The following is a 24,958-nucleotide window of genomic DNA, read 5'->3' on the forward strand; positions in this document are numbered from 1 at the left end:
TACAAATATATCAGATATTATCAATTAATAGAAAAAATTAAGTATAGTTTATATCATTTGATTTTTATATACTAATTTATTAGAAATTATTTTTTCACTAAAAATTTTTTAAATTTAGGTGAAATCCAGGTTGAAAAAATATTTTTTTCTTTAGTAATAAGACAGACAGATAAATTTTCTCTTAGAGCTAATTTTTTAGCTTCTGTAAAACCTAAAATTAATAATCCCGTGTCCCAGCTGTCAGCTTCTAAAGCTGTTGAAGAAATAACACTAACTGAAACTAAATTATGATTTATAGGTTTTCCGTTAGTGGGATTAATTAAGTGTGAAATACGTTGTCCTTGAAGAAAATAATAATTACGATAACTACCTGCTGTGCTGATTGCATTATTTTTTAAATATGCTAACAAATGTATTGATTTTTTTTGATCAATTGGTTTTTGAATGGCAATTATTTTTGATTTTTTTTTATAATTATCTGTTTTAACTAATACAGTTCCTCCAATTGAGATCGTATAATTTTTTATTCCTTTTTTTTTTAATATTAATGATATATGATCCGCAGAAAAACCTTCACCAAGAGTGGAAAGATTGATTTCTATTCCATCCATATCTTTTTCTAGAAACATTCCAAAAGAATTTTTAATCAGTTTTAAATGTTGACTTCCTGTAAAATAAATTTTTTCTTTTATTTTTTTTTTTGAGGGATAATTAATAAGTTTTTTTTTAGTACCGAATCCCCACATATCAATTAATGGACTTATTGTAATGTCTAATTTTCCATGAGTTTTTTTATTGACTTTTAAAGCCATTGAAATGATTTTAAAAAAATTTGCATTAATTTTTTGCAGTTGATTTTTTTTTTTTTTGTTAAATTGAGATACTATAGAATTTTTTTTCCAAGATGAAAGCATATTTTCATCTTGATTTAAGTATTTTTGTATTAAATTTTTTATGTATGTTTTATTTTTTAAATTAGGAATTTTAACTTGCCAATATGTTCCCATGGTTTTTCCTGTTAATACTACAACATTTTGTTTTTCTTTACTTAACGGTTTTTTATAAAAATTAAACATGATGAGTACAATAAAGATAAAAATACTATAAATTATATTAAAATACATAAAGAACGTTGTTCTCCTATATTAATTAAAATAAATTTTTTGGATTGCATTAAATAAATAAAATAATAGATATTTTTTGCACGATAATTATTGTGATTTTTAAATTTTCCAAAAAATAAATATTTATTTTTTATGGTCTTTTTTCTAATCTTGATATTAGTATAAATTTTTATATTATAGATGTTAACCAGCAATGGAGTTAAATATCGATGGAGTGTATAATAAAAATTTATTCTATTATGTAATGCATTATAAAATATTTTTATTTACAGATTAGATTGTAATCACGAGAAAGAAATAATGAAAAAATCAGCCATGGTATTAAGCAAAGTAATACTGATTTTGACGCTATTACTAAGTTTTGGAATGTCTTGGAGTAACATTGCTCCTATCATAAACAACAGCACTGTTACAAGAGAATCATCTCCTAGTTTAGCGCCAATGTTAGAAAAAGTTATGCCTTCAGTAATTAGCATTAATATTGAAGGGAGTACTATTGTACGTAATTCTCGTTTACCTCATCAATTTCAACCATTTTTTGGCGATAATTCTCCTTTTTGTCAAGGCAATTCACCATTTCGTCATTCTCCTTTTTGTCAAATTAATCCTAATTCTGATAATACAAACGGAAAATTTACAGCGTTAGGTTCTGGTGTAATTATTGAGGCTAATAAAGGATATGCAGTAACAAATAATCATGTTGTTGAGCATGCGAATAAAATTCAAGTACAATTGAGTGATGGACGTCGTTATGAAGCTCAGGTAATTGGTAAAGATCCCCGTTCTGATATAGCATTAATACAATTAAAAAATGCAAATAATTTAAGTGCTATAAAGATTGCTAATTCTGATGCTTTACGAGTAGGGGACTATACTGTAGCAATTGGAAATCCATATGGACTTGGAGAAACTGTTACTTCAGGTATTATTTCTGCTTTAGGACGAAGTGGTTTAAACATTGAACACTATGAAAATTTTATTCAAACTGATGCAGCAATCAATAGAGGTAATTCAGGTGGGGCATTAGTTAATTTAGACGGTGAATTGATAGGAATTAACACTGCTATTTTAGCCCCAGATGGTGGTAACATTGGAATAGGTTTTGCTATTCCGGGAAACATGGTAAAAAATTTAACTGAGCAAATAGTTCAATTTGGACAAGTAAGAAGAGGGGAATTGGGTATAATAGGTATGGAGCTAAATTCAGATTTAGCACAAATCATGGAAATAAATGCACAAAAAGGCACTTTTGTCAGTCAAGTTTTACCTAATTCGTCTGCATCTGAATCAGGTATTCAGGCTGGTGATATTATAATTTCTTTAAATCAAAAACCTATTTCTAGTTTTTCAGCATTACGCGCTGAAATAAGTTCTTTGCCAGTGAAAACTAAAATGGAATTAGGAGTGTTTAGAGAAGGAAAAATTAAACATATAACTGTTGAATTAAGAGAGTCTATAAAAAATAATTCAGGTTCAGAAAACATTTATATAGGAATGGAAGGTATAGAGTTAAGCAATTACGTGTCTAGTGGACAAAAAGTTATAAAAGTAGAAAAAGTAAAATTCAATAGCCCTGCATTCAAGATTGGTTTTAAAAAAGATGATATTATTATTAGAGTTAATCAGAAATTAATAAGCAACATAGAAGAATTGAAGAAAATTTTAAATACTAAACCTAAAATATTAGTTTTTCATATTAAAAGAGGTAATGATAGTATATATTTAGTAAGTGAATAATTGTTGCATGGTCCCCGCCCGAAAAATACGGGCGGCTTTATGTCAATTTATTTTATATTTCGTAATAATTTGTTAATTTCTGTTTTGCTCAATGTTTTCGAATCTACTTTTTTTACAATAATAGCAGAATAAAGATTATAATTTTTATTTTTGGATGGCAAGCTTCCGGATACTACCACAGAGTGAGCCGGCACTTTTCCATAAAAAATTTTTCCATTTTCTCTATCATATATTTTAGTACTTTGTCCAATAAAAACACCCATAGAAATTACGCATCCTGTTTCTACGATAACTCCTTCTACAATTTCAGAACGAGCACCAATGAAACAATTATCTTCAATAATTGTAGGATTGCTTTGGAGAGGTTCAAGAACACCTCCTATACCTACACCTCCAGATATATGTACATTTTTGCCAATTTGAGCACAAGATCCTATGGTAGACCAAGTATCTACCATAGTACCTTGGTCAACGTATGCACCTATATTTATATAAGAAGGCATGATTACAGTGTTATGATTAATAAAAGAACCATATCTTATTGTTGCTGGTGGTACTATGCGTGCTTTTTCTTTTTTAAATTCTTTTTCATCATATTTTTCATATTTTAATGGAATTTTGTCATAGTAATTAGTATAATTTCCTTTAACGAATTTATTTTTTTCTATATACATGTATAGTAATACTGCTTTTTTTAACCATTCATGTGTGATCCAAGAACCGTTTTTCTTTTCTGAAATTCTAATTTTTCCATTATTTAACAATTCAATAACGTGAAAAATGGTTGTTAAAATTTTCTGATCCACATTGTCAAGTTGAATTGTATTTTTATTTTCATACGCTTGTTCAACTATTTTTTTGAATTCTTGCATATTTTTATTAAACCTAATTTATCATTAATGAAGTAAGAAAAATTTTTTATAATAAAAAATTTAATTTTTATTAAACAAATTTGGAGAAATTTCTTCGTCTTTTCGCCATGTTAAAATATCGCATCCATAATCTGTGACTAATACAGTATGCTCATATTGAGCTGATAAAGAATGATCTTGAGTTTTTATAGTCCAACCGTCTTTCATGCATTTTACTTGAGGGCTTCCGGAATTAATCATAGGTTCAATAGTAAAAATCATTCCTGTTTCTAAAATAATATTATTCGCTTTGTTTTTATAATGTAGTACATGAGGTTCTTCATGAAAATGACGACCAATTCCATGACCACAGTATTCTTTTACTACAGAGAAATGATTGCTTTCAACATAATTTTGAATAGTTTCACCAATTTTATATAGAGGTATTCCGGGTTTAACTATTTTTAAAGATCGGTAAAGACTTTCTTGGGCAACTTGACACAAACGTTGAGATACAAGACTAGTTTCTCCTATAAAAAACATTTTTGAAGTATCCCCATAATAGTTTTCTTTAATAATCGCAATATCTATATTAACTATATCTCCTTCTTTAAATACTTGATTTTTACTGGGAATACCGTGACATACTACATCATTAACAGAAATACAGATTGATTTTGGAAATCCATGATAGCCTAAACATGCTGAAATAGCTTTTTGCTTATGAATAATATAATCATGACAAATTTGATCAATATCCTCTGTGCTTATTTTGGGTTTCAGATGTTTTTCTATCATTTCTAAGACTTCAGATGCTAATTTTCCAGATATTCGCATTTTTTTAATTTCTGATTCTGTTTTAATTATACAACTCATAAAATTTAACCATTTTATATAAATTTAAAAAATTTAAGATTTAAATTATAACTTTAATTTTTTTTTTTTAAAAATTTAATTGTAAAATCATGTAAAAATGTCAATAATTATTCATTTTAACAATAAAAAAATGATATAAATATCATAGATATTAAATAAAAATAAAAAATTAATATATTGATCTTTATTTTTGTTTGAGATAATACTTGTAAAATATTTTAATGTTTTTAATTTAATTTTAGAGGCGACTATGGAAATAGTATCAATGCGCGATATGCTAAAAGCAGGCGTTCATTTTGGTCATCAAACACGTTATTGGAATCCAAAAATGAAACCTTTTATTTTTGGAACCCGTAATAGAGTACACATTATTAATTTAGAAAAAACACTTCCAATGTTTAATTTTGCTCTTTCTGAATTAAAAAAAATTTCTCTAAGAAAAGGAAGAATACTCTTTGTGGGCACTAAAAGAGCTGCTAGTAAAGGAATCAAAGAAGCTGCAATCAATTGTGAACAATTTTATGTTAACCATCGTTGGTTAGGTGGAATGCTAACGAATTGGAAAACAGTTAGACAATCTATAAAACGTTTGAAAGATCTAGAAATAGAATCTAAAGATGGTACATTTTCTAAGCTGACTAAAAAAGAGGCTTTAATAAGAACGCGCGAACTGTATAAGTTAGAAAATAGTTTAGGTGGTATTAAAAATATGGGAGGGTTACCTGATTGTCTATTTGTCATTGATGCAGCACATGAAAATATTGCCATAAAAGAAGCTAATAATTTAGGTATTCCCGTATTTGCTATCGTTGATACTAATTCTAATCCCGATGGTGTAGATTATATTATACCCGGTAATGATGATGCTATTCGATCAGTAAATCTATATTTAAAATCTATAGTACTTATTATATCTAAAACACATAATAAAAGTTTATCGGATAAAATTTTGATTAATTCTAAAAATAATATAGATGTTGAATAAAAAAATTTATTGAGATATTAAAAACTTTACAAGTTTTAAATAAGTTATTTATACGAAAGGAAACTAACATGACAAATAACAAAATAAATTCTTGTCTTATTAAAGAATTAAGATCTCGAACAGGAGCAGGTTTTTTAGAATGTAAACGAGCATTATTAAAAGAGAATGGAAATGTTGAATTAGCTATTGATAACTTAAGAAAGTCAGGAAAACTGGTTGCCGAAAAAAAAATAAATAATATTACTAATCAAGGTATGATTTTTGCAAAAATTCAAAATAATATTGGTGTTATGCTTGAATTGAATTGCGAAACTGATTTTGTATCTAAAGATAATTTATTTAGTTCTTTAGGAGAAGATATTTTATTAAAAGCAATAGAAAAAAAAATAAAAGATGTTAATCAATTAAAAGATATTTTTGAATCAAAAAGAACAGATTTAGTTTTTAAAGTAGGTGAAAATATTAATATACGTCGTTTTTGTTTTATAGAAGGCGATAATATTATTTCCTATCTTCATGGCATTCGTATTGGTGTTTTAGTTAGTGGTGCTTTTTTAAATGAAATAATATTAAAAAATATTGCAATGCACATAGCTGCAAGCAAACCGGAATATTTACAGCCAGAAAATGTACCTAGTTCAGTTTTTAAACGTGAATATGATATTCAATTACAATTAGCAAGTAATCTAAAGAAATCGCCTAATTTATTGAAAAAAATTATAGATGGAAAAATGAATAAATTTATTAATAATATTTCTTTAACAGGTCAGAGTTTTATTATGGATCCTACAAAAACAGTAGGAGATATTTTAAATGAAAACAATTCATATATTAAATCGTTCGTTAGATTTGAATTAGGTGAAGTTATTTATAAATAGAATTTTTCTTTAAATTAAAATATGGATTTTAAAACATGTTAATATAAAATATATTTAGGTTGAGGATATGTCCACAAATAAAAAATCTATATATAGACGTATTTTATTAAAAATAAGTGGAGAAGTATTACAAGGAGTTAATAACTTTGGTATTGATATAAGTTCTTTAAAAAGAATAACAAAAGAAATTGAATCTATAGTTAAAATTGGAGTTCAAGTAGGATTAGTTATTGGAAGTGGCAATTTATTTCGTGGTTCAAAATTATCTAAATTAGGTTTTAATCGTGTATCAGCAGATCATATGGGCATATTATCAACGATTATTAATAGTTTAGCCATGAGAGATACAATTGATTCAATTTCTTCTATTAAGACTTGTTTAATGTCTGCAATACCATTAAATGGTATTTGTGAAATATATAGTTGTAAAGAAGCAATAAATTTATTATCTAATAATTTTATTGTCATTTTTTCTGCTGGAACAGGTAATCCTTTTTTTACAACTGATTCAGCTGCGTGTTTGCGAGGAATCGAGACTGAATCCGATATCATTTTAAAAGGTACAAAAGTTGACGGGGTGTATTCAAAAGATCCAAAAAAAGATGATCATGCTATTCTATATAAAAAATTAACATATAAAGATGTTCTTCAAAGAGAACTAAAAGTAATGGATTTAGCTGCTTTTACACTTGCACGAGATCATAATTTACCCATCCGAGTGTTTAATATAAATAAGTCTGGATCTTTATATCGTATTATAACGGGAAATAATGAAGGTACTCTTATTACTAGATAAGGCTATATATACTAACTATATAAGTTTTTAAAAAGTTTTTAAAATAATATAAAATTAAGAATATATTCTATAGGTAATCATGTGATCAATCAGATTAGCATCAAAACTCGTGAACAAATGGAGATGTGTATTCAAACATTTGAAAAAAATATTAATAATATCAAAACTGGTCGAGCATCACCACAATTGCTTCATGGCATTTATATTGAATATTTTGGTTCCAAAACACCTTTACGTCAACTATCTAATATAATAGTGGAAGATTCTCATACTCTTAAAATTAATGTATTTGATAATTCTATTACATCTTTGATTAGAAAAGCTATTTTGAATTCAAATTTTGATTTAAATCCCATTTTACAAGGTAAAGATATATTAGTACCAATACCTCCATTAACAGAAGAAAGAAGAAAAAAATTAATTAAAGTTATTCGTAATGATGCCGAAACTAGTCGTATTAAAATTCGCAATATTCGCAGAGATTCAAATGATAAGATTAAAAAACTTCTTAAAAATAAAATTATTAGTGAAGATAATGAACATAATTCACAAACTAAAATACAAATCATGACAGATGAATATATAAAAAAAATAGATTGTATTTTATCTAAAAAAGAAATAGAACTTATGAAATTTTAAGTTTTTTATTTTTTAGATGTACATTATTGATCTAATAAAGTGTAAATTAAAAAATTTATATAAAAAATTTATTAATTTTTTATGATTAAGAATACTTATGAAAAAAATTACTATTTTAGGATCAACGGGTTCCATTGGTATCAGTACATTATCTATAATTCAAAAAAATCGCAATTTATTTAAAGTAATAGCTTTAGTAGGTAATAAAAACGTTGCTACTATGGTACAGCAATGTGCATTTTTTACTCCTGATTGGGCGGCGATGGGAGATGAAAAATCCGCTAATATATTAAGAAAAAAATTAAAGAGTAGAAAAATAAAAACAGAAGTTCTTTATGGAGAAAAAGACATTTGTACGTTGGCTTCATTAGAAGAAACAGATCAAGTGATATCTGCAATTGTTGGGATGGCAGGTTTGTTGCCAACATTATCAGCAATACATGCTGGAAAAACAATATTATTAGCTAATAAAGAATCTTTGATTACATGTGGTTATTTGTTTATGAAAGCACTTGCTTCCAGTGGTGCTAAAATTTTTCCTATTGATAGTGAACATAATGCTATTTTTCAAGTTTTACCGTTAGAAATTCAAAAAAATTTAGGAGTATCTAGTTTAAAAAAAAATAGTATTAAAAATCTTGTTTTAACTGGTTCCGGAGGTCCATTTTATAAATTTTCTACATCTGATTTATCTAGCGTAACTCCAGATCAAGCATGTGCTCATCCAAACTGGTTGATGGGGAAAAAAATTTCTGTGGATTCAGCAACTATGATGAATAAAGGTTTGGAATATGCTGAAGCAAGATGGTTGTTTAATGCTTCAGAATCAGAAATTAAAATTTTAATTCATCCTCAATCAGTTGTTCATTCTATGATACAATATTGTGATGGTGCTGTATTAGCACAATTATCAGTACCTGATATAAGAGTCTCTATTTCATATGCCATGTCTTGGCCAAATCGTATTCATGCAGGAGTTGATTATTTAGATTTTTCTAAATTAAATCATTTATCGTTTTTTGAACCTAACTTCATTCAATTTCCATGTTTAAAGTTAGCGATTGATGCTTTTTCTCAAAGTCAATCTGCTATGATTGTTTTAAATGCAGCCAATGAAATCGCTGTATCAGCTTTTCTTCATTCTAAAATTTCTTTTACTAAGATTTATGAGGTAAATATTGAAATATTAATGTCTTCTTTTTTTTCTGAACCTAAATGTGTTCAAGATGTTTTAGAAATTGACAGAAAAGCGAGAATATTAGCTAAAAATAAAGTTTTATCTTTATCTTCTTGAAGGTGCATTTTTAATGTATTAATCATCTTATTCAGGATATTTTAACGAAATTATTTTTTAAAGAGAAACATATACGTATTATGCAGTATAAATTTTCATTAGAACATAAAGAAAAAAAAGAACTTAAAGAAAAAAATATACATAATATTCGTCATGTAGCAATTATTATGGACGGAAATGGACGATGGGCCAATAAAAAGGGAAAAATGCGTTTTTTAGGTCACAAGGAAGGTTTTAAAGCAGTCAAAGAAGCAATAAGATTTTCCATTAAAAATAATTTAAAAATATTAACGCTATACGCTTTTAGTAGTGAAAATTGGCATCGTCCACTATCTGAAATAAAATCTTTAATGAAATTATTTTCTTATGCATTAGACAGTGAAATTAAAAACTTAAAAAAATATAATATTAGATTTAAAGTTCTTGGTGATATAACATATTTTAATAAAAAATTACAAGATAGCATTCATTATGCAGAACAAATAACTTTAAATAATAGCGGTCTCATTTTAAATATAGCTGCAAATTATGGTGGAAGATGGGATATAATTCAAAGTATAAAACAAATTGTTAATAAAGTTCAACAAGGAATTTTAGATGTAAATGATATTGAAGAAAATACTCTTTCTCAATATTTATCGACTAAAAAACTTCTTCCGGTAGATTTAGTTATTAGAACAGGAGGAGAAAAAAGAATTAGTAATTTTTTATTATGGCAGATAGCTTACTCTGAATTATATTTTACTGATGTTCTATGGCCAGATTTCAATCAAGATGTATTCCAATGTGCTATAGATTCTTTTATATCCCGTGAACGTCGTTTTGGAGGATTTAAAAAATATGAAGAATAGCATATTTTTTATTATAAAAATTTTTATGTAAAAAACTTTAAATTTATATTAAAAATAAAGTTTTAATTTATTTTAAAAAATATTTTTTTACTAAATAATTTAATAAAAAATACAAAAAAATAATGAATGAATGTTTTTTAAATTTTATTTTACTTCATAATTTTTCTTACTTGTAAGTATTTTTTAATAAATTTTACGAAAATAAGAAGTTTATTGCAGGAAAAATTATAATAATAATGTTAATTAAAAATTTTTTTATAGCTTTTTTGATGTTTTTTAGTACATTCGTTTGTGCAGAAAATACATTACTTGTTAAAGACATTCAGTTTAAAGGGTTAAAAAACTTTTCAAAGAACGAAGCGTTAAAAAAAATTGTTTTTAGTATTGGTAGTGAAATTTCTCAATATGATGTAAAAAATAGCATTAAATCTTTGTTTAAAACGGGAAAATTTGAAGATGTTAAAGTAATTTTTTCAGGAAAAACTGTTGTATTTAACATTAGAGAAAGACCTATTATTTCTAATATAGTTATTTCTGGTAATGATATTGTTAAGAATTCTATATTAGATAAATATTTAAAAAAATTAAACATTGAAAAAGGAAAACCATTTAATGATTTTTTTATTAATATGTTTATCAAGACAATAGAAGATTTTTATCATGATATAGGAAGATACAAATCAAATATAAAAGTATTAAAATTTTTTTATAGAGATAATACTGTTAATTTAAAAATGTTAATTGACGAAGGCCTCCCAATAAAAATCAATAGTATTAAAATAATTGGCGTTCAAGATTTTTCTAAAGAAAAAATCTCTTCGTTGTTGCATTTAAAAGATTATCATTCTTGGTGGAATTTTTTAGACCAATCTACTTATTCTCCAAAAGAATTAAATAATGATTTAGAACGTTTAAGAAATTTTTATTTACGTCATGGATATTTTTATTTTGATTGTAGTACTAAAAAAATAGATTTTTTAAAAGATAAAAATGAGGTAAATATTACAATCAATGTTTCTGAAGGCTATAAGTATAGAATTTCAAATTTTTTTGTTAATGGTGATTTGTTTCCATATCGAGAATTTATTACTAATTTAATTGAAATTAATCCTTACGAATTTTATAACAAAGAAAAAATTGATTTTATAGCACATAAAATAACAAGATTTTTATCTGAAAATGGATATATCAATTCTACAGTTATAGTTAATCCTGAAATCGATCACGAAAAAAAAACAATAACGTTAGATTTTAATATTGATATTAAACAACGTTTTTTTGTAAAAAAGATTCATTTTTTAGGAAATGAAACTACTCAAGATAAAGTTTTACGTCGTGAGATTAAACAATTAGAAGGTCAATACTTTAATATAAAGTTAGTAGAATTAGGAAAAAAATCACTAGAAAAAACAAAATATTTTAGTGATGTTGAGATAATTCAACAAATCAATCCTAATAAACCTAATCAAATAGATATTACTTATAAAGTTAAAGAACAGCCTACTGGTTCCATAAATTTTGGTTTAGGATATGGAAGAGATAGTGGTACAAGTTTTAATATTTCTTTTTCTCAAGAAAACATGTTTGGTTCCGGAAATGCTTTAAAAGCTAGTATCATTAAAAATGATAATCAAAACTATGCTGATATATCCATGAGTTATCCATATTTTTTTTCTAATAGTACAGATTTAAACACTAGATTTTTTTATAACGATTTTAAGTATAATTTTAACAGTGTTTCAAATCTTATAAAAAAAACTTATGGTTTTGAAAGTAATTTAGGATTTTTGATTAATAATACTAATAGATTGAATTTTGGATTAGGATATACTCACAATGGTATTAATAATCAAGAAAAAAAAATTAACACTCTTCCATTAATAAAAAAATCATTAAATACAGCATTTTTAAAAAATAGTTTAGTGGATGATTTTACTATAAATTATTCTTGGATATATGATAATTTAGAATATCGTTATTTTCCTATTTCTGGCAATCAAATACATATCACCGGGAAAAATACTATTCCTGGATCTGACAATAATTTTTATAAAATAATGTTAGATGTTGATCAATATATCCCCTTAAATCAAAAAGAAAATTTTATTTTTTTAAGTCATTTTTACATGGGCATAGGAAATCTTTTCAATAAAGAAAAACTTCCTTTTTATGAAAATTTTTATGCTAGTAGCATGAATAATATTCGTGGTTTTCGTACCAATACTATTGGTCCTAAAAAAATTTATGACAGCACTCATTTAGATAATTGTATTGGATATAAAAATAATAATATATGTGAATCAATTGATTCTATTGGTGGGAACTTAACTTTAGTTTCGAATTTGGAACTTATTGTGCCCACGCCTTTTGTAGATAAAAAATATTCTAAGTTTCTTCGTTCTTCTTTATTTTTAGATGCTGGTAATATTTGGGATACACAATCTGATGATGCTAAAAATATTGATTTTTGTTCATTTTTAAAAGAAAAAATGTTAAATGATATTTATGCATCAGTTGGTCTTTCATTGCAATGGTTTTCTCCAATTGGTCCATTAGTTTTTTCTTATGCAATCCCTATTCAAAAAAATAAAAATTATCAGTTGGAACCATTTCAGTTTAATTTTGGTAAAAATTGGTAGTGATACATTTTTAATGTAATCTATATTTTTGAAAATATAAGATTAATTTTTATGTAAAAAATTTTAAACAGGGTAAACATTTTGAATTTTATAGACAATACTTTAAATATTAAAAAAATTTTAAAAATTTTACCTCATCGCTATCCTTTTTTATTAATTGATCGAGTTTTAAATTTTAAAATATTTAAATGTTTGCAAGCCATAAAAAATTGTACTATAAATGAACCTTTTTTTCAGGGGCATTTTCTAAATAAACCAATTTTCCCTGGTGTATTAATTATTGAAGCTATGGCTCAAGCTGCAAGTATTTTAATATATAAAAGTACAGGTAAATTAAATATAGGTAAATTATATCATTTCGTAGGTATAGATAATGCTCGTTTTAAGAAGATAGTGACTCCTGGTGATCAAATTCTTATACAAGTAACTATTTTAAAATCGAGCAAAAACATGTTAGTTTTTAAAAATATAGCATTAGTAAATAATAACATCATTTGTAAATCTAACGTTATTTTTGCTAAAAAATATTTATTGTAAAATATTTATTTATGTATCAATACCGGAAAAATATATGAATGAACCAAAATTTATTCATCTTCATGTTCATAGTGATTATTCAATTGTTGATGGATTATCAAAGCCTGAAGACCTAGTTAAAAAAGCAGCATCTTTGAACATGCCAGCTATTGCGATAACTGATTATAATAATTTATACGGTGTAATTAAATTTTATAGCACAGCTCATAAATTAGGTTTAAAACCTATTATTGGTATTACAGTACAATTTTTTTCTGACTTAATAAAGAACGAATTGACAAAATTAACTTTGTTAGCTTCTACAAAAGAAGGATATAAAAATTTAATTTTATTAATTTCATACGCTTATCAAAAAGGCTATACAAACAATAGCGATGTGACTATTGAAAAAAAATGGTTATTAGAACTAAATGAAGGATTAATATTACTTTCCGGAGGTTCTGAAGGTGAACTTGGGAAAGTTTTGCTTTATGGTAAATCTTCATTAATATCTACTTGTTTATCATTTTATAAAAAATATTTTCCTGGTTCTTATTATTTAGAATTATTTCGTACTAATAGAAAAAATGAAGAAAAATATCTAGATTTAGCTGTAGATTTATCTTTATCTCAAGGCATTCCCGTTGTTGCTACAAATGATGTTTGTTTTTTAAATAAAGAAGATTTTAAAATCCATAAAATTAGAATTGCTATCAACGAAGGCAAAACATTACAACATTCAAAAATTCAAGACAATTATAGTGATCAACAATTTTTAAAAAGTGAAAAAGAAATGTTTGATCTTTTTTCAGATATTCCAGCAGCACTTATAAATACTGTAGAAATTGCAAAGCGTTGTAATGTTTTCATAAATTCTGGAAAGTATTTTTTACCTCATTTCTCAACTGGAAAAACAAATGTTAAAGATTATTTAATTACGCAAGCATATCAAGGGATAAAAAAACGTTTGAGATTTTTGCACATAAAGAAAAAAAATTACAAATATATTTATAATCAGTATAAAAATCGCCTAGATATGGAATTAAACATAATTAATAAAATGGGTTTTCCTGGATATTTTTTAATTGTTATGGAATTTATACAATGGGCTAAAGATAATAATATACCAGTAGGTCCGGGAAGAGGTTCTGGTGCGGGTTCTCTTGTAGCATATGCTTTAAAAATTACAGAAGTGGATCCATTCTCTTTTGATCTTTTATTTGAAAGGTTTTTGAACCCTGAACGTATCTCAATGCCTGATTTTGATATTGATTTTTGTATGGAAAAACGTGATAAAGTAATTGATCATGTTTCAGATGTATACGGTAGAAACGCAGTAGCGCAGATTATTACTTTTGGAACACTAACAGCAAAAGCTGTTATTAGAGATGTAGGTCGAGTTTTAGGGTATTCATATGGATTTATTAATAAATTATCTAAATTAGTACCTTTAGATCCAGGAATTACTTTAAATCAAGCGTTTTCTGAAGAATCTGAATTGTCTAATCTTTATAAAAATAATGAAGATGTTAAAAGTTTAGTTGATATCGCTAAAAAGTTAGAAGGAATAAATAGAAATGTTGGTAAACATGCAGGAGGTGTGGTCATTTCACCTACTAAAATTACTGATTTTTGTCCATTATATTGTGATGAAAAAGGGAATAATCCAGTTACTCAATTTGATAAAAATGATATAGAATATGTAGGATTAGTAAAATTTGATTTTCTTGGTTTGCGAACGTTAACAATTATTAATCATGCTGTAGAAATGATTAATATGAAATTAAATCTTCATAAAAAAAAATTAATAGATATTAATGTGATTCCTTTGAATGATATTAAATGTTTTAATTTATTAAAAAAATCTGAAACTACTTGTGTTTTTCAATTAGAATCGTATGGGATGAAAGATTTAATTAATAGATTAAAGCCTGATTGTTTCGAAGATATTATAGCTTTAGTAGCACTTTTTAGACCTGGTCCGTTGCAATCTGGAATGGTAGATAATTTTATTAATCGAAAACACGGGCGAGAGCATATTTCATATCCAGATCATAAATGGCAGCATATATTATTAAAACCTATACTAGAATCGACATATGGTATTATATTATATCAAGAACAAGTCATGCAAATAGCACAAGTTTTAGCTGGTTATACATTAGGTAGTGCAGATATTTTAAGACGAGCAATGAGTAAAAAAAATTTAAAAGATATGTCAAAACAACGAGCTATATTTGAAGCCGGAGCTTTAAAAAATGGTATTGATCAAAAATTATCCATGAAAATTTTTGATTTATTAGAAAAATTTGCAGGATATGGTTTTAATAAATCTCATTCTGTAGCTTATGCTTTATTATCTTATCAAACTTTATGGTTAAAATCACATTATCCTGCTGAATTTATAGCTGCAGCTATGACGTCTGATATTGATAATACAGAAAAAATTCTTATTTTAGTCAATGAATCTCTTCATATGGGAGTAAAAATTATACCTCCAAATATTAATTTAAGCAAATATGAGTTTTATGTCAATGAAAACAACAGTATAGTTTATAGTATTGGTGCAATTAAAGGTATAGGAGAAAATTCAGTAAGAAATATTATTAAAGAACGTGAAAAAAATGGGTTTTTTCATGATTTATTCGATCTTTGTATGAGGATTGATTCTAATAAGATAACCCGTAGAGTTTTAGAAAAATTAATAATGTCTGGAAGTTGTGATTGTTTTGAAAAAAATAGAAATTATTTGCTGAAATCTATTGATGATGCTATCAATGCATCAAAAGAATCTCTTAGAACAAAATTTTTTAAGCAAGAAAGTCTTTTCGGTATTTTTAAAAACGAGTTAAGTCAAGTAAAAAAAAATAATTTTGTTGATTTGTTTAATTCTGAAAAAAATAAATTAGAAAATGAATATCAAGTTTTAGGATTTTATCTAACAGGACATCCTATTGATCAATATAAAAAAGAACTAATACATTATGTAAATGGTATAAAATTATCGCAGTTAAAATTTTGTGAAAAAAATAGAAAAATTTTAGTTGCAGGAATCATAGTTTCTATTAAAATTAAAATAACTAAAAATAAGAATCGTATAGCTATTTTAATATTAGATGATAATACTAGTCGTCTAGAAGTTGTGATTTTTTCAAATTTATTGAATCAGCATGAATCTATTTTAAAACTAAACATGATCTTATTTGTGAGAGGAGTTTTAAATGTTAGTTTTATAAATCAAAATATAAAAATGACAGCTTATGATCTTACAGATTTAAACATGATGCGAAAAAATAATATCAATAAATTAATAGTTATATTAAATAAAGAGAAAACTGATATATTTTTTTTAAAAATATTATATAATTTTTTAGACAAACAATTGAAAGGAAATATTCCTGTTTGTATTTTTGATTATCAAAAAATACCATGTGCAAATTTGCAATTAAACAAAAAATGGTTTATAACAATTACTGATGATTTTCTAAGTGAATTAAAATTATTAGTAGGTTCAAAAAATATAAAATTAGAATATAAGTGAAAAAATTTTTTAAAAAAATTTATACTTTCGAATTTTTAATAAATAACAGCTTGTAATTCTTGATATTTTTCAATTTTAATATTATATAATACCAATCATGCAAAAATAAAATTAAATATATTAATACTGATTTTATATAAGATGATATTTATACTAGTATTTTCTTTTATAAAACCAGCTCAACACATTATAAAAAATTTTTAATCAAATTTTTTAAAAAAATTTGATTAATTATATTAATTAGAATTAACAAAATAATTTTCTAGAAAAATTGCTTTTTATAAAAACAAAATTCATTTGTAATATTATTTTTTGAGTTTTTGCAAAATAAAATTGATTATTTCTTTTATGTCAATTAAAATATTTTTCTTGTTTTTTCTTTCCCGGTATTCGATATTATTACTGCTTATTGAACGTGAACTAATAATAATTTGATGAGGAATACCAATTAAATCAATTTCATTAAACATAACTCCTGGCCGTTCATGTCGATCGTCTAATATGACATCTATTCCTGTTTTTTTAAAATTTTTATATAAAGAGTTTGCTATTTTTTTAATTTTGTTCGATTTTTCCATATTTATCGGCAAAATAACTAATTCAAAAGGCGCAATGGAATTTGGCCAGATAATACCATTTTCGTCATGATTTTGCTCAATAATAGCTGCTAAAATTCGCTCTATTCCTATTCCATAACATCCCATATATAAATTTTCTTTTCTACCGTTTTTAATTTTAATAGATTTTCCTATATTTTTAGAATATTTTTGTCCAATTTGAAATATATGACCAATTTCAATGCTTTTTTTAATATTTAAATAGCCAATACCATTTGGACTTAAGTCATTTTCTGTAACTTTTCTAATATCTTTTATTATTGGTTCAGGTAGATCAACATTCCAATTTACGTTAATTAAAAAATGTTCATCAATATTTGAACCAGTAGTAAAATTTTTCATTTTATAAGTAGAAATATCTGCAATAATAGGAATGTTTAATCCTAAAGGACCTAAGAATTTTTTTTTCACTCCTGCAAATGAAATAGTTTTTTGTTCATCAAGAAAAACTAAAGGTTTTTTTATTATGTCAATTTTTTCTATTTTATATAAATTTAATTCATGATCTCCTCGTATTAATAAAGCAGCTATTGAATTGATATTATTTATTTTTGTTTCAACCAAAAAGGTTTTAATTTGATTTTTTAATGGTGTGTTTAATTTCTCCGAAATTATTATAGATTTTTTAGTTTGTATATTATTATTTTGGATAATTTTAAATTGATTTTGATTTTTAAAGAAATTAACTGTTTCTATAGATTCAGCCATATTTATATTTGAAGAATATGATTTATCATTAGAAAAAACTATTTCATCTTCTCCGTTTTTAGAAAAGGCTTGAAATTCATGAGAAATATTCCCTCCCATAGAACCTGAATCAGCTTTTACTACGCAAAAATCCAGATTAATTTTTTTAAATATATTAATATAACTATTATAAAATTTATCATAAGTATTTTCTAGACAATTCTGATCAATATGAAAAGAGTAAGCGTCTTTCATGGTAAATTCACGTGTTCTGATTATTCCAAAACGAGGGCGTGTTTCGTCTCTAAATTTTGATTGTATTTGATATATAATCAAAGGAAGATTTTTATATGAAGCGATTTCGTTACTAATAAATTTAGTTACCATTTCTTCATTAGTAGGTCCTAAAACAAATTTATTTTTACGACGATCGGAAAATTTTATCAATTCTTCTCCGTATATATTTAAACGACCACTTTTTTCCCATAAATATTCAGGTTGTATAATAGGCATTGAAATTTCTAATGCATTTATTTTTTTCATTTCTTCTCTAATTATTTTTTTTATTTTTTTTAGTACTCTAATTCCAGTTGGGAGCCAAATATATAAACCGGAAGATATTTTTCTAATCATGCCACTTCTTAACATTAGTTGATGGCTAATAATTTTAGCATCACAGGGTGTGTTTTTTAAAGTTGATAAAAAATATTGACTTGTAAGCATCGATTGGGATCTCAAAAATAAAATTTTTTTATTAAAAATAGAATTTTTATATTTGAAAAAATTTATTTTTAATAGTGAATGTAATTTCATATATAATAATATTATATATTAAATAATTTATATTAGATTAATATATTTAAAAATGTGAACATCAATAATACAAAATCAATATAAAAAATATGTATTTTAGAAAAATTAAATATAATTATATATATTATTAATATTCAAAAAATAAATATAATCTATTTGAATCATTAATAAAATTAACTTGTTTTTTTTCTAATACAGAGGTTTAATGAATTTTTCATGTATAAAATAGTGGTTGAAAATATTTATAATGAATCATAATGTAAATGAGGAAAAAACTGAACATCCTACTGAGCATCGTATTAAAAAATTTCGCAAAAAAGGACAATCAAGGTATTCTAGAGAATTAAATTCTTTATTGGTCTTATTGGTTGGATTTATAAACTTATGGTGGTATAGAGATGTAATTATTTTACATTTTATTAAAATGATGTCTAGTAGTTTTTGTTTTGATAAAAACGATTTTTTAAATAAAAATAACATTTTATTAAAAATTTTTGCATCTTTAAAAGATATATTATTTGTTTTTTCTCCATTTTTAATATCTTTGTTAATTATAATTACAATACCTCCTATACTGTTTAGTGGTATTGAATTAAATTTAAAATCGTTAAAATTTAATTTGATAAAATTAAATCCTTTTCAGGGTTTAAAAAGAATCTTTTCTATTCAAATAATAGTAGAATTTTTGAAGATAATATTAAAGATATTTGTAGTTAGTAGCATATCTTTTTGGTATTTATCGAGTGCTTTATTTCAGATATTATTCTTGATTAATAAAAATTATATATCTTCATTATTATATGGATTCAATATAATTTCTGTTTGTTGTTTTTTAGTTATATTAGGATTAATTCCCATTGTTTTTTTTGATGTTTTTTGGCAGCAATTCAACTACTATAAAAAATTAAAAATGACTCGTCAAGAAATCAAAGATGAATTTAGAGAAAAAGAAGGAAATCCGAATATAAAAATACGAATTCGTCAAGAAATGAAGGCTTCTGTACGTAGAAGAATGATTGCAGATGTGCCTAAAGCCGACGTGATTATAACTAATCCAATACATTATTCTGTTGCACTTAAATATGATGAAAGAAAAATGAATGCACCTAAAGTAATAGCAAAAGGCACGGGTGAAATTGCTGTTAAAATACAAAATTTAGCTCTGAAAAATAATATTTCTATTATTTCTGCACCATCATTAGCGCGTTCATTATACCGTTATTCCGAAATAGGACAATATATTCCAGGTCCTCTTTACAAAGCTGTCGCAGAAGTTTTAGCATGGGTTTGGAAAGTACGAAAATGGAAAAAAGAAGGTGGCGTTTTTCCTGAAAAACCTAGAAATATATCAGTTCCATTAGAATTAACTTTTACAGGAGAACATAAGACTAATGATTAATTTATCTTCTTTTTTTCGTATTATAAAAAATTTAAAAACAACTCAATGGCAAATACTTGCAGGTCCAATACTTATTTTGATGATTTTATCAATGATGGTTTTGCCACTAGCACCTTTAGTCTTAGATATTTTTTTTACTTTTAATATTGCTTTATCAATAATAATTTTGCTTGTTTCTATGTTTACTCGTCATACTTTAGAATTTGCTGCTTTTCCAACAATTTTGCTGTTCTCTACATTATTGCGTTTGGCTTTAAATGTAGCCTCTACTCGTGTTATTTTCTTAAGGGGTCACACTGGAACTGATTCAGCAGGAAGAGTAATTGAATCGTTTGGCCATTTTTTAGTAGGTGGAAATTTTGCTATTGGAATAGTTGTTTTTATAATTTTAGTAATTATTAATTTTATTGTTATTACTAAAGGAGCTAGCAGAATAGCAGAAGTTGGTGCTCGATTTATATTGGATGCTATGCCAGGAAAACAAATGGCAATTGATGCTGATCTAAATGCAGGTTTAATTGGTGAAGAGAAAGCTAAAAAACGTCGCATAAAAATAACACAAGAAGCTGATTTTTACGGCTCTATGGATGGTGCCAGCAAGTTTGTACGCGGAGATGCAATTGCTGGAATTTTAATAATGATTATTAATATTTTCGGGGGGTTAATTATTGGTTTAATACAACATAATATGTTGTTAAACAAAGCAGTAGAAGTTTATACATTACTAACTATTGGAGACGGTTTAGTTGCTCAAATTCCAGCTCTGGTTATTTCGACTGCAGCAGGTGTTATTGTAACTCGAGTCAGTAGCAATCAGAACGTTGGAGAACAAATGGTTAGCCAATTGTTTTATAATCCTCGAGTTGTTTTGTTGAGCGCAATAGTATTAGGTGTTCTTGGTTTAGTCCCAGGCATGCCAAATATTATATTTTTAGTATTTACGGTTTTATTATTTATTCTTTCTTGGTGGCTATATGAAAGAAAATATGATTTAGAAGGTAATTTTTTACATTCTAATAAAAAATACAAACTAATACATGACTCAATTTCAGAAGCGTCTTGGAATGATGTTGAACTGGAAGATCCGATCAGAATAGAAATAGGTTACCAATTAACACCAATGACTGATGTTAATCAGAAAGGTGACTTATTAGAAAGAATTCGCGTAGTTCGTAAAAAAATCGCTCAAGAAATTGGATTTTTGCCGCCATTAGTACGTGTTAAAAACAATATGCATTTGTCGGGAAATGTTTATCGCATTTTTATTAAAGGAGTAGAAGTAGGTCAAGGAAAATGTTTTTTTGGACGTTTTATGGCTATTCATTCAGGTCGAGAAACAGAATCTTTACCTTTTGAAAAAATATATGAACCTGCTTTTGGTTTATCTGGATATTGGATTAATGAAGATTTTAAAAGCACAGCTCAAAAAAAGGGTTACTCTGTTATAGAAGCTAGTGTTGTCATTTCAACACATTTAAATGTTTTAATTACTAATCATATTGATGAGTTGTTTGGCCGTCAAGAAGCTCAAAAATTATTAGAGCATGTTAGCATAGAAATGCCAAAATTAACTGAGGATTTAATTCCTAATATAATTAATTTAACAGTTCTTCATAAAGTTCTTAAGAATTTATTATTAGAACAAGTCCCAATACGTGATATGAGAACTATTTTAGAAACACTATCAGAATATGCAGAAAATCAAAAAGATCCAAATGAATTAACAAGTATTGTTCGTATTGCATTAAGAAAACTTATTATGCAAAAATTATTTAATCAAAATAATATTGTTGAAATAATAGGATTAGAACCAAATTTAGAACAATTGTTATTAAATAGCTTAAAATCCGGAGCTAATACTATAGAACCTAATTTATCTAAAAGTTTATTGACAAAAACTAAAGAAGCAATTAAAAAACAAATATTAATCGGTTCTCCTCTAATATTATTAGTCAGTCATCCTTTACGTTATTTTTTATCGAGATTTTTACGACAAAGTTTTCCAGAACTAACTGTTTTATCTCAATTTGAAATTACAGATATAAAGAAAATAAAAATAACAAATATTATTGGAACTTAATAAAAACAAAATTATTTATTCATGCTTTTGAATACAGATTGGTGTGGTAGTAAGTAGTGCACTTAATAGTACTATATTATTTCCCCACCGTACTGTTTTTGAAAATTTTAACTATTAATTATATTTTACATTTTTTTTAATATTTTTATTCCAAGCATATTTAATCCTTTTTTTAATGTTTTAGCAGTTAAAATAGATAATTTAAGTCTACTTTTGGTAATTTTTATTTTTTTAGAAAAAAGTATAGAACAACTTTCATAAAAATTAGAAAAACTTGTTGCAAGTTCATAGAGATATTTACACAATATATGAGGTGTTCCATTGTGAGCAATAAGTAAAATAATTTCTTCAAATTCTAATATTTTAATGGCTAGATTAATTTCACTTTGTTTTTTTAAAATAACTTTTTCTCTTAATTTGTTTCTAGGGATAATAGATTTATTTAATATAGATATGATTCTAGTGTAAGCATATTGAATATATGGAGCTGTATTTCCTTCAAACTTGAGCATTGTATCCCAATCAAATATATAATTAGTATTTCTATTTTTAGATAAATCGGCATATTTTACTGCTCCGATACCTATTATAGTTGCTAATTGAATAAGTTTTTTTTTCGGTAAATTAGGCTTTTTCTTTTTAATTAAATCTCTTGCTCTTTCTACAGATTCATTTAATAGTGTAGAAAGTTTTATAGTATTACCATCACGAGTTTTAAATGGACGTTTATTTTTTGATAACATCATTCCAAACATATGATGTTCTAACAATAAATCTTGAGATATATAATTAGCTTTTTTAGCTATTATCCATGCTTGTTTCAAATGCTGATGCTGTCGAGAATCAGTATAATATATGATACGATCAGCACATAATTTTTGATATCTATATTTAAAGCAAGCAATATCAGTAGTGGAATATAAAAAACCTTTATCTTTTTTTTGAATAACAACACCCATAGATTCTCCTGATCTATTTTGAATATCTTTCAAAAAAACAATTATAGAACCGTTTTTTTCAAATGCTATCTTTTTGTTTTTGAGATCTTCAACGATATCAGGAAGCATTTTATTATATACACTTTCTCCCATAGTATGATGTTCTTTTAAAGTCACATTTAGTTTTTCGTACATTTTGTAATTTTCTAACATTGTAATAGAAACTAATTTTTTCCAAATAGAATGACAATATTTGTCTCCATTTTGTAACTTTACTACGTATTTTCTAGATTTTTCTGCAAATAAATCATCAATATCGTATTTTTTTTTCGCTTTACAATAAAATTCTTCTAGTTTCATGAGAGAAAAATTGCAATTTTTTATTTTTTTATCTTCTAAATATGCAATCAACATTCCAAATTGTGTTCCCCAATCACCAATATGGTTCTCTCTAATTACATTGTGTCCTAAGAATTCTAATATTCTTGCCATAACATCTCCAATTATTGTTGAACGCAAATGCCCAATATGCATTTCTTTTGCAATATTTGGAGAAGAATAATCTATTACAATATTTTTTGGTTGATAACGATTTATACCAAGACGAGCTGAAATAAAGATTTCTTCTAATTTTTCAGAGATCCAATTTGAATTAATAAAAATATTAATAAAACCTGGCTGAGAAAATGTTATTTCTTTATAAATATATTTTTTTTTAATATCAGAGATTATTATATGAGATAATTGATATGGTTCTAATTTTAATATATTAGCTATTTTTATTAAATTATTAAGTTGATAATGACCTAGTGTTATTTTTTTATTTAATGTAATAATAGGATCATATTTTATATTTTTAATCTTAATGAGGGCATTTTTAATGTCTTCTTTTATTATATTTTTTAAATTCATTATAAAAGCCTTTTTTATTGTATTGAATGTTTTGATCTGTTAAAAAAATAATAAAAATAGATATTCATGATATTTCTAAAAGAAATAAGAATAATTTTATATTTATAATATATTATAATTTTTTATTTATTAAAGTATAATTTCAAAATTATTTATTTGATAAAAAATATAAATATATTTTTTAAATAAATATTAATATAAAAATGTAAAAATTATTTATAAAAAGGTTGACAAGAGAATAAAAAAAATGTAATCTCTTAATCTAAAGTTTCAAATACATAAAAATGCTCTTTAAAAATATATTAGATAATCTGTGTGGGCACAGACAATTAAGTACAAAATCTATTTTTGTTATTTAAAATATCTTAAAGATTTTCTTTCTTTAAGAAAAGTTTTTCAATTGAAGAGTTTGATCATGGCTCAGATTGAACGCTGGCGGCAAGCCTAACACATGCAAGTCGAGCGGCAGCGAAAGAGAGCTTGCTCTCTTGTCGGCGAGCGGCAAACGGGTGAGTAATATCTGGGGATCTACCCAAAAGAGGGGGATAACTACTAGAAATGGTAGCTAATACCGCATAATGTTGAAAAACCAAAGTGGGGGACCTTTCGGCCTCATGCTTTTGGATGAACCCAGACGAGATTAGCTTGTTGGTAGAGTAATAGCCTACCAAGGCAACGATCTCTAGCTGGTCTGAGAGGATAACCAGCCACACTGGAACTGAGACACGGTCCAGACTCCTACGGGAGGCAGCAGTGGGGAATATTGCACAATGGGCGAAAGCCTG

Annotated in this window: 17 protein-coding genes and 1 rRNA gene; 13 read left to right on the plus strand and 5 right to left on the minus strand. The window is 25.6% G+C overall.

The genetic code is table 11. The features are described 5' to 3' along the window. Positions 1–86 precede the first annotated feature (86 nt). Positions 87–1,124: an FAD:protein FMN transferase gene (locus ACTP5B_RS02750; RefSeq protein WP_476693224.1), complete on the minus strand. Its 1,038-nt coding sequence runs from the start codon at positions 1,122–1,124 to the stop codon at positions 87–89. 300 nt (positions 1,125–1,424) lie between these two features. On the opposite strand from ACTP5B_RS02750, the gene degP reads away from it, so the two are divergent. Then, entirely contained in the window at positions 1,425–2,861 is a 1,437-nt protein-coding gene (gene degP, locus ACTP5B_RS02755) for a serine endoprotease DegP (protein WP_464829806.1), read from the plus strand. 47 nt (positions 2,862–2,908) lie between these two features. Here the strand turns inward: degP and dapD are convergent, their stop codons facing one another. Together dapD and map are read right to left on the minus strand one after the other, a co-directional pair. Continuing rightward, positions 2,909–3,733, minus strand: coding sequence for a 2,3,4,5-tetrahydropyridine-2,6-dicarboxylate N-succinyltransferase (gene dapD, locus ACTP5B_RS02760; protein ID WP_464829807.1), 825 nt, complete (start codon positions 3,731–3,733; stop codon positions 2,909–2,911). Between the two features lie 60 nt (positions 3,734–3,793). After that, positions 3,794–4,588: a type I methionyl aminopeptidase gene (map, locus tag ACTP5B_RS02765; RefSeq protein WP_464829809.1), complete on the minus strand. Its 795-nt coding sequence runs from the start codon at positions 4,586–4,588 to the stop codon at positions 3,794–3,796. 250 nt (positions 4,589–4,838) lie between these two features. Between map and rpsB the strand changes: the two genes are divergently transcribed. The 9 genes from rpsB to dnaE all read left to right on the plus strand — a co-directional run bounded on the left by rpsB (position 4,839) and on the right by dnaE (position 16,727). Beyond that, a complete protein-coding gene (gene rpsB / locus ACTP5B_RS02770; RefSeq protein ID WP_464829811.1) occupies positions 4,839–5,573 on the plus strand; it encodes a 30S ribosomal protein S2 in 735 nt (244 codons plus the stop codon). A 68-nt stretch (positions 5,574–5,641) separates the two neighbouring features. Then, entirely contained in the window at positions 5,642–6,451 is an 810-nt protein-coding gene (gene tsf / locus ACTP5B_RS02775) for a translation elongation factor Ts (protein WP_464829813.1), read from the plus strand. A 67-nt stretch (positions 6,452–6,518) separates the two neighbouring features. Continuing rightward, on the plus strand, positions 6,519–7,247 hold the full coding sequence (gene pyrH / locus ACTP5B_RS02780; RefSeq protein ID WP_464829815.1) for a UMP kinase: 729 nt from the start codon (positions 6,519–6,521) through the stop codon (positions 7,245–7,247). Between the two features lie 81 nt (positions 7,248–7,328). After that, positions 7,329–7,886, plus strand: a complete 558-nt coding sequence (frr, locus tag ACTP5B_RS02785; RefSeq protein ID WP_464829817.1) for a ribosome recycling factor — start codon at positions 7,329–7,331, stop codon at positions 7,884–7,886. Between the two features lie 97 nt (positions 7,887–7,983). Then, positions 7,984–9,180 carry a 1-deoxy-D-xylulose-5-phosphate reductoisomerase gene (gene ispC, locus ACTP5B_RS02790; RefSeq protein ID WP_464829819.1) on the plus strand — a complete coding sequence of 399 codons (1,197 nt, stop codon included), beginning with the start codon at positions 7,984–7,986 and terminating at the stop codon, positions 9,178–9,180. Between the two features lie 80 nt (positions 9,181–9,260). Beyond that, positions 9,261–10,031: a polyprenyl diphosphate synthase gene (uppS, locus tag ACTP5B_RS02795; protein ID WP_464829821.1), complete on the plus strand. Its 771-nt coding sequence runs from the start codon at positions 9,261–9,263 to the stop codon at positions 10,029–10,031. Between the two features lie 269 nt (positions 10,032–10,300). Then, positions 10,301–12,670 carry an outer membrane protein assembly factor BamA gene (bamA, locus tag ACTP5B_RS02800; RefSeq protein ID WP_476693225.1) on the plus strand — a complete coding sequence of 790 codons (2,370 nt, stop codon included), beginning with the start codon at positions 10,301–10,303 and terminating at the stop codon, positions 12,668–12,670. A gap of 81 nt (positions 12,671–12,751) precedes the next feature. Continuing rightward, entirely contained in the window at positions 12,752–13,207 is a 456-nt protein-coding gene (gene fabZ, locus ACTP5B_RS02805; RefSeq protein WP_464829825.1) for a 3-hydroxyacyl-ACP dehydratase FabZ, read from the plus strand. A 34-nt stretch (positions 13,208–13,241) separates the two neighbouring features. Then, entirely contained in the window at positions 13,242–16,727 is a 3,486-nt protein-coding gene (gene dnaE / locus ACTP5B_RS02810; RefSeq protein ID WP_464829827.1) for a DNA polymerase III subunit alpha, read from the plus strand. Positions 16,728–17,032: 305 nt separating this feature from the next. On the opposite strand, the gene ACTP5B_RS02815 is transcribed toward dnaE, so the two are convergent. Next, the gene (locus ACTP5B_RS02815; RefSeq protein WP_464829829.1) at positions 17,033–18,754 is read right to left on the minus strand and encodes a proline--tRNA ligase; all 1,722 of its coding nucleotides are present in this window, start codon (positions 18,752–18,754) and stop codon (positions 17,033–17,035) included. A 337-nt stretch (positions 18,755–19,091) separates the two neighbouring features. On the opposite strand from ACTP5B_RS02815, the gene flhB reads away from it, so the two are divergent. After that, positions 19,092–20,243, plus strand: a complete 1,152-nt coding sequence (gene flhB / locus ACTP5B_RS02820; RefSeq protein ID WP_464829831.1) for a flagellar biosynthesis protein FlhB — start codon at positions 19,092–19,094, stop codon at positions 20,241–20,243. Then, positions 20,236–22,323: a flagellar biosynthesis protein FlhA gene (gene flhA, locus ACTP5B_RS02825; protein WP_464829833.1), complete on the plus strand. Its 2,088-nt coding sequence runs from the start codon at positions 20,236–20,238 to the stop codon at positions 22,321–22,323. The genes flhB and flhA overlap by 8 nt, the downstream gene beginning before the upstream one ends. Before the next feature lie 125 nt (positions 22,324–22,448). Here flhA and argS read toward each other — a convergent pair whose 3' ends face one another. Beyond that, complete coding sequence (argS, locus tag ACTP5B_RS02830) at positions 22,449–24,173, minus strand: arginine--tRNA ligase (RefSeq protein ID WP_464829835.1); 1,725 nt, start codon at positions 24,171–24,173, stop codon at positions 22,449–22,451. A 397-nt stretch (positions 24,174–24,570) separates the two neighbouring features. On the opposite strand from argS, the gene ACTP5B_RS02835 reads away from it, so the two are divergent. Beyond that, positions 24,571–24,958, plus strand: a 16S ribosomal RNA gene (locus ACTP5B_RS02835); the annotation flags it as partial.

This window comes from Buchnera sp. (in: enterobacteria), assembly GCF_056343165.1.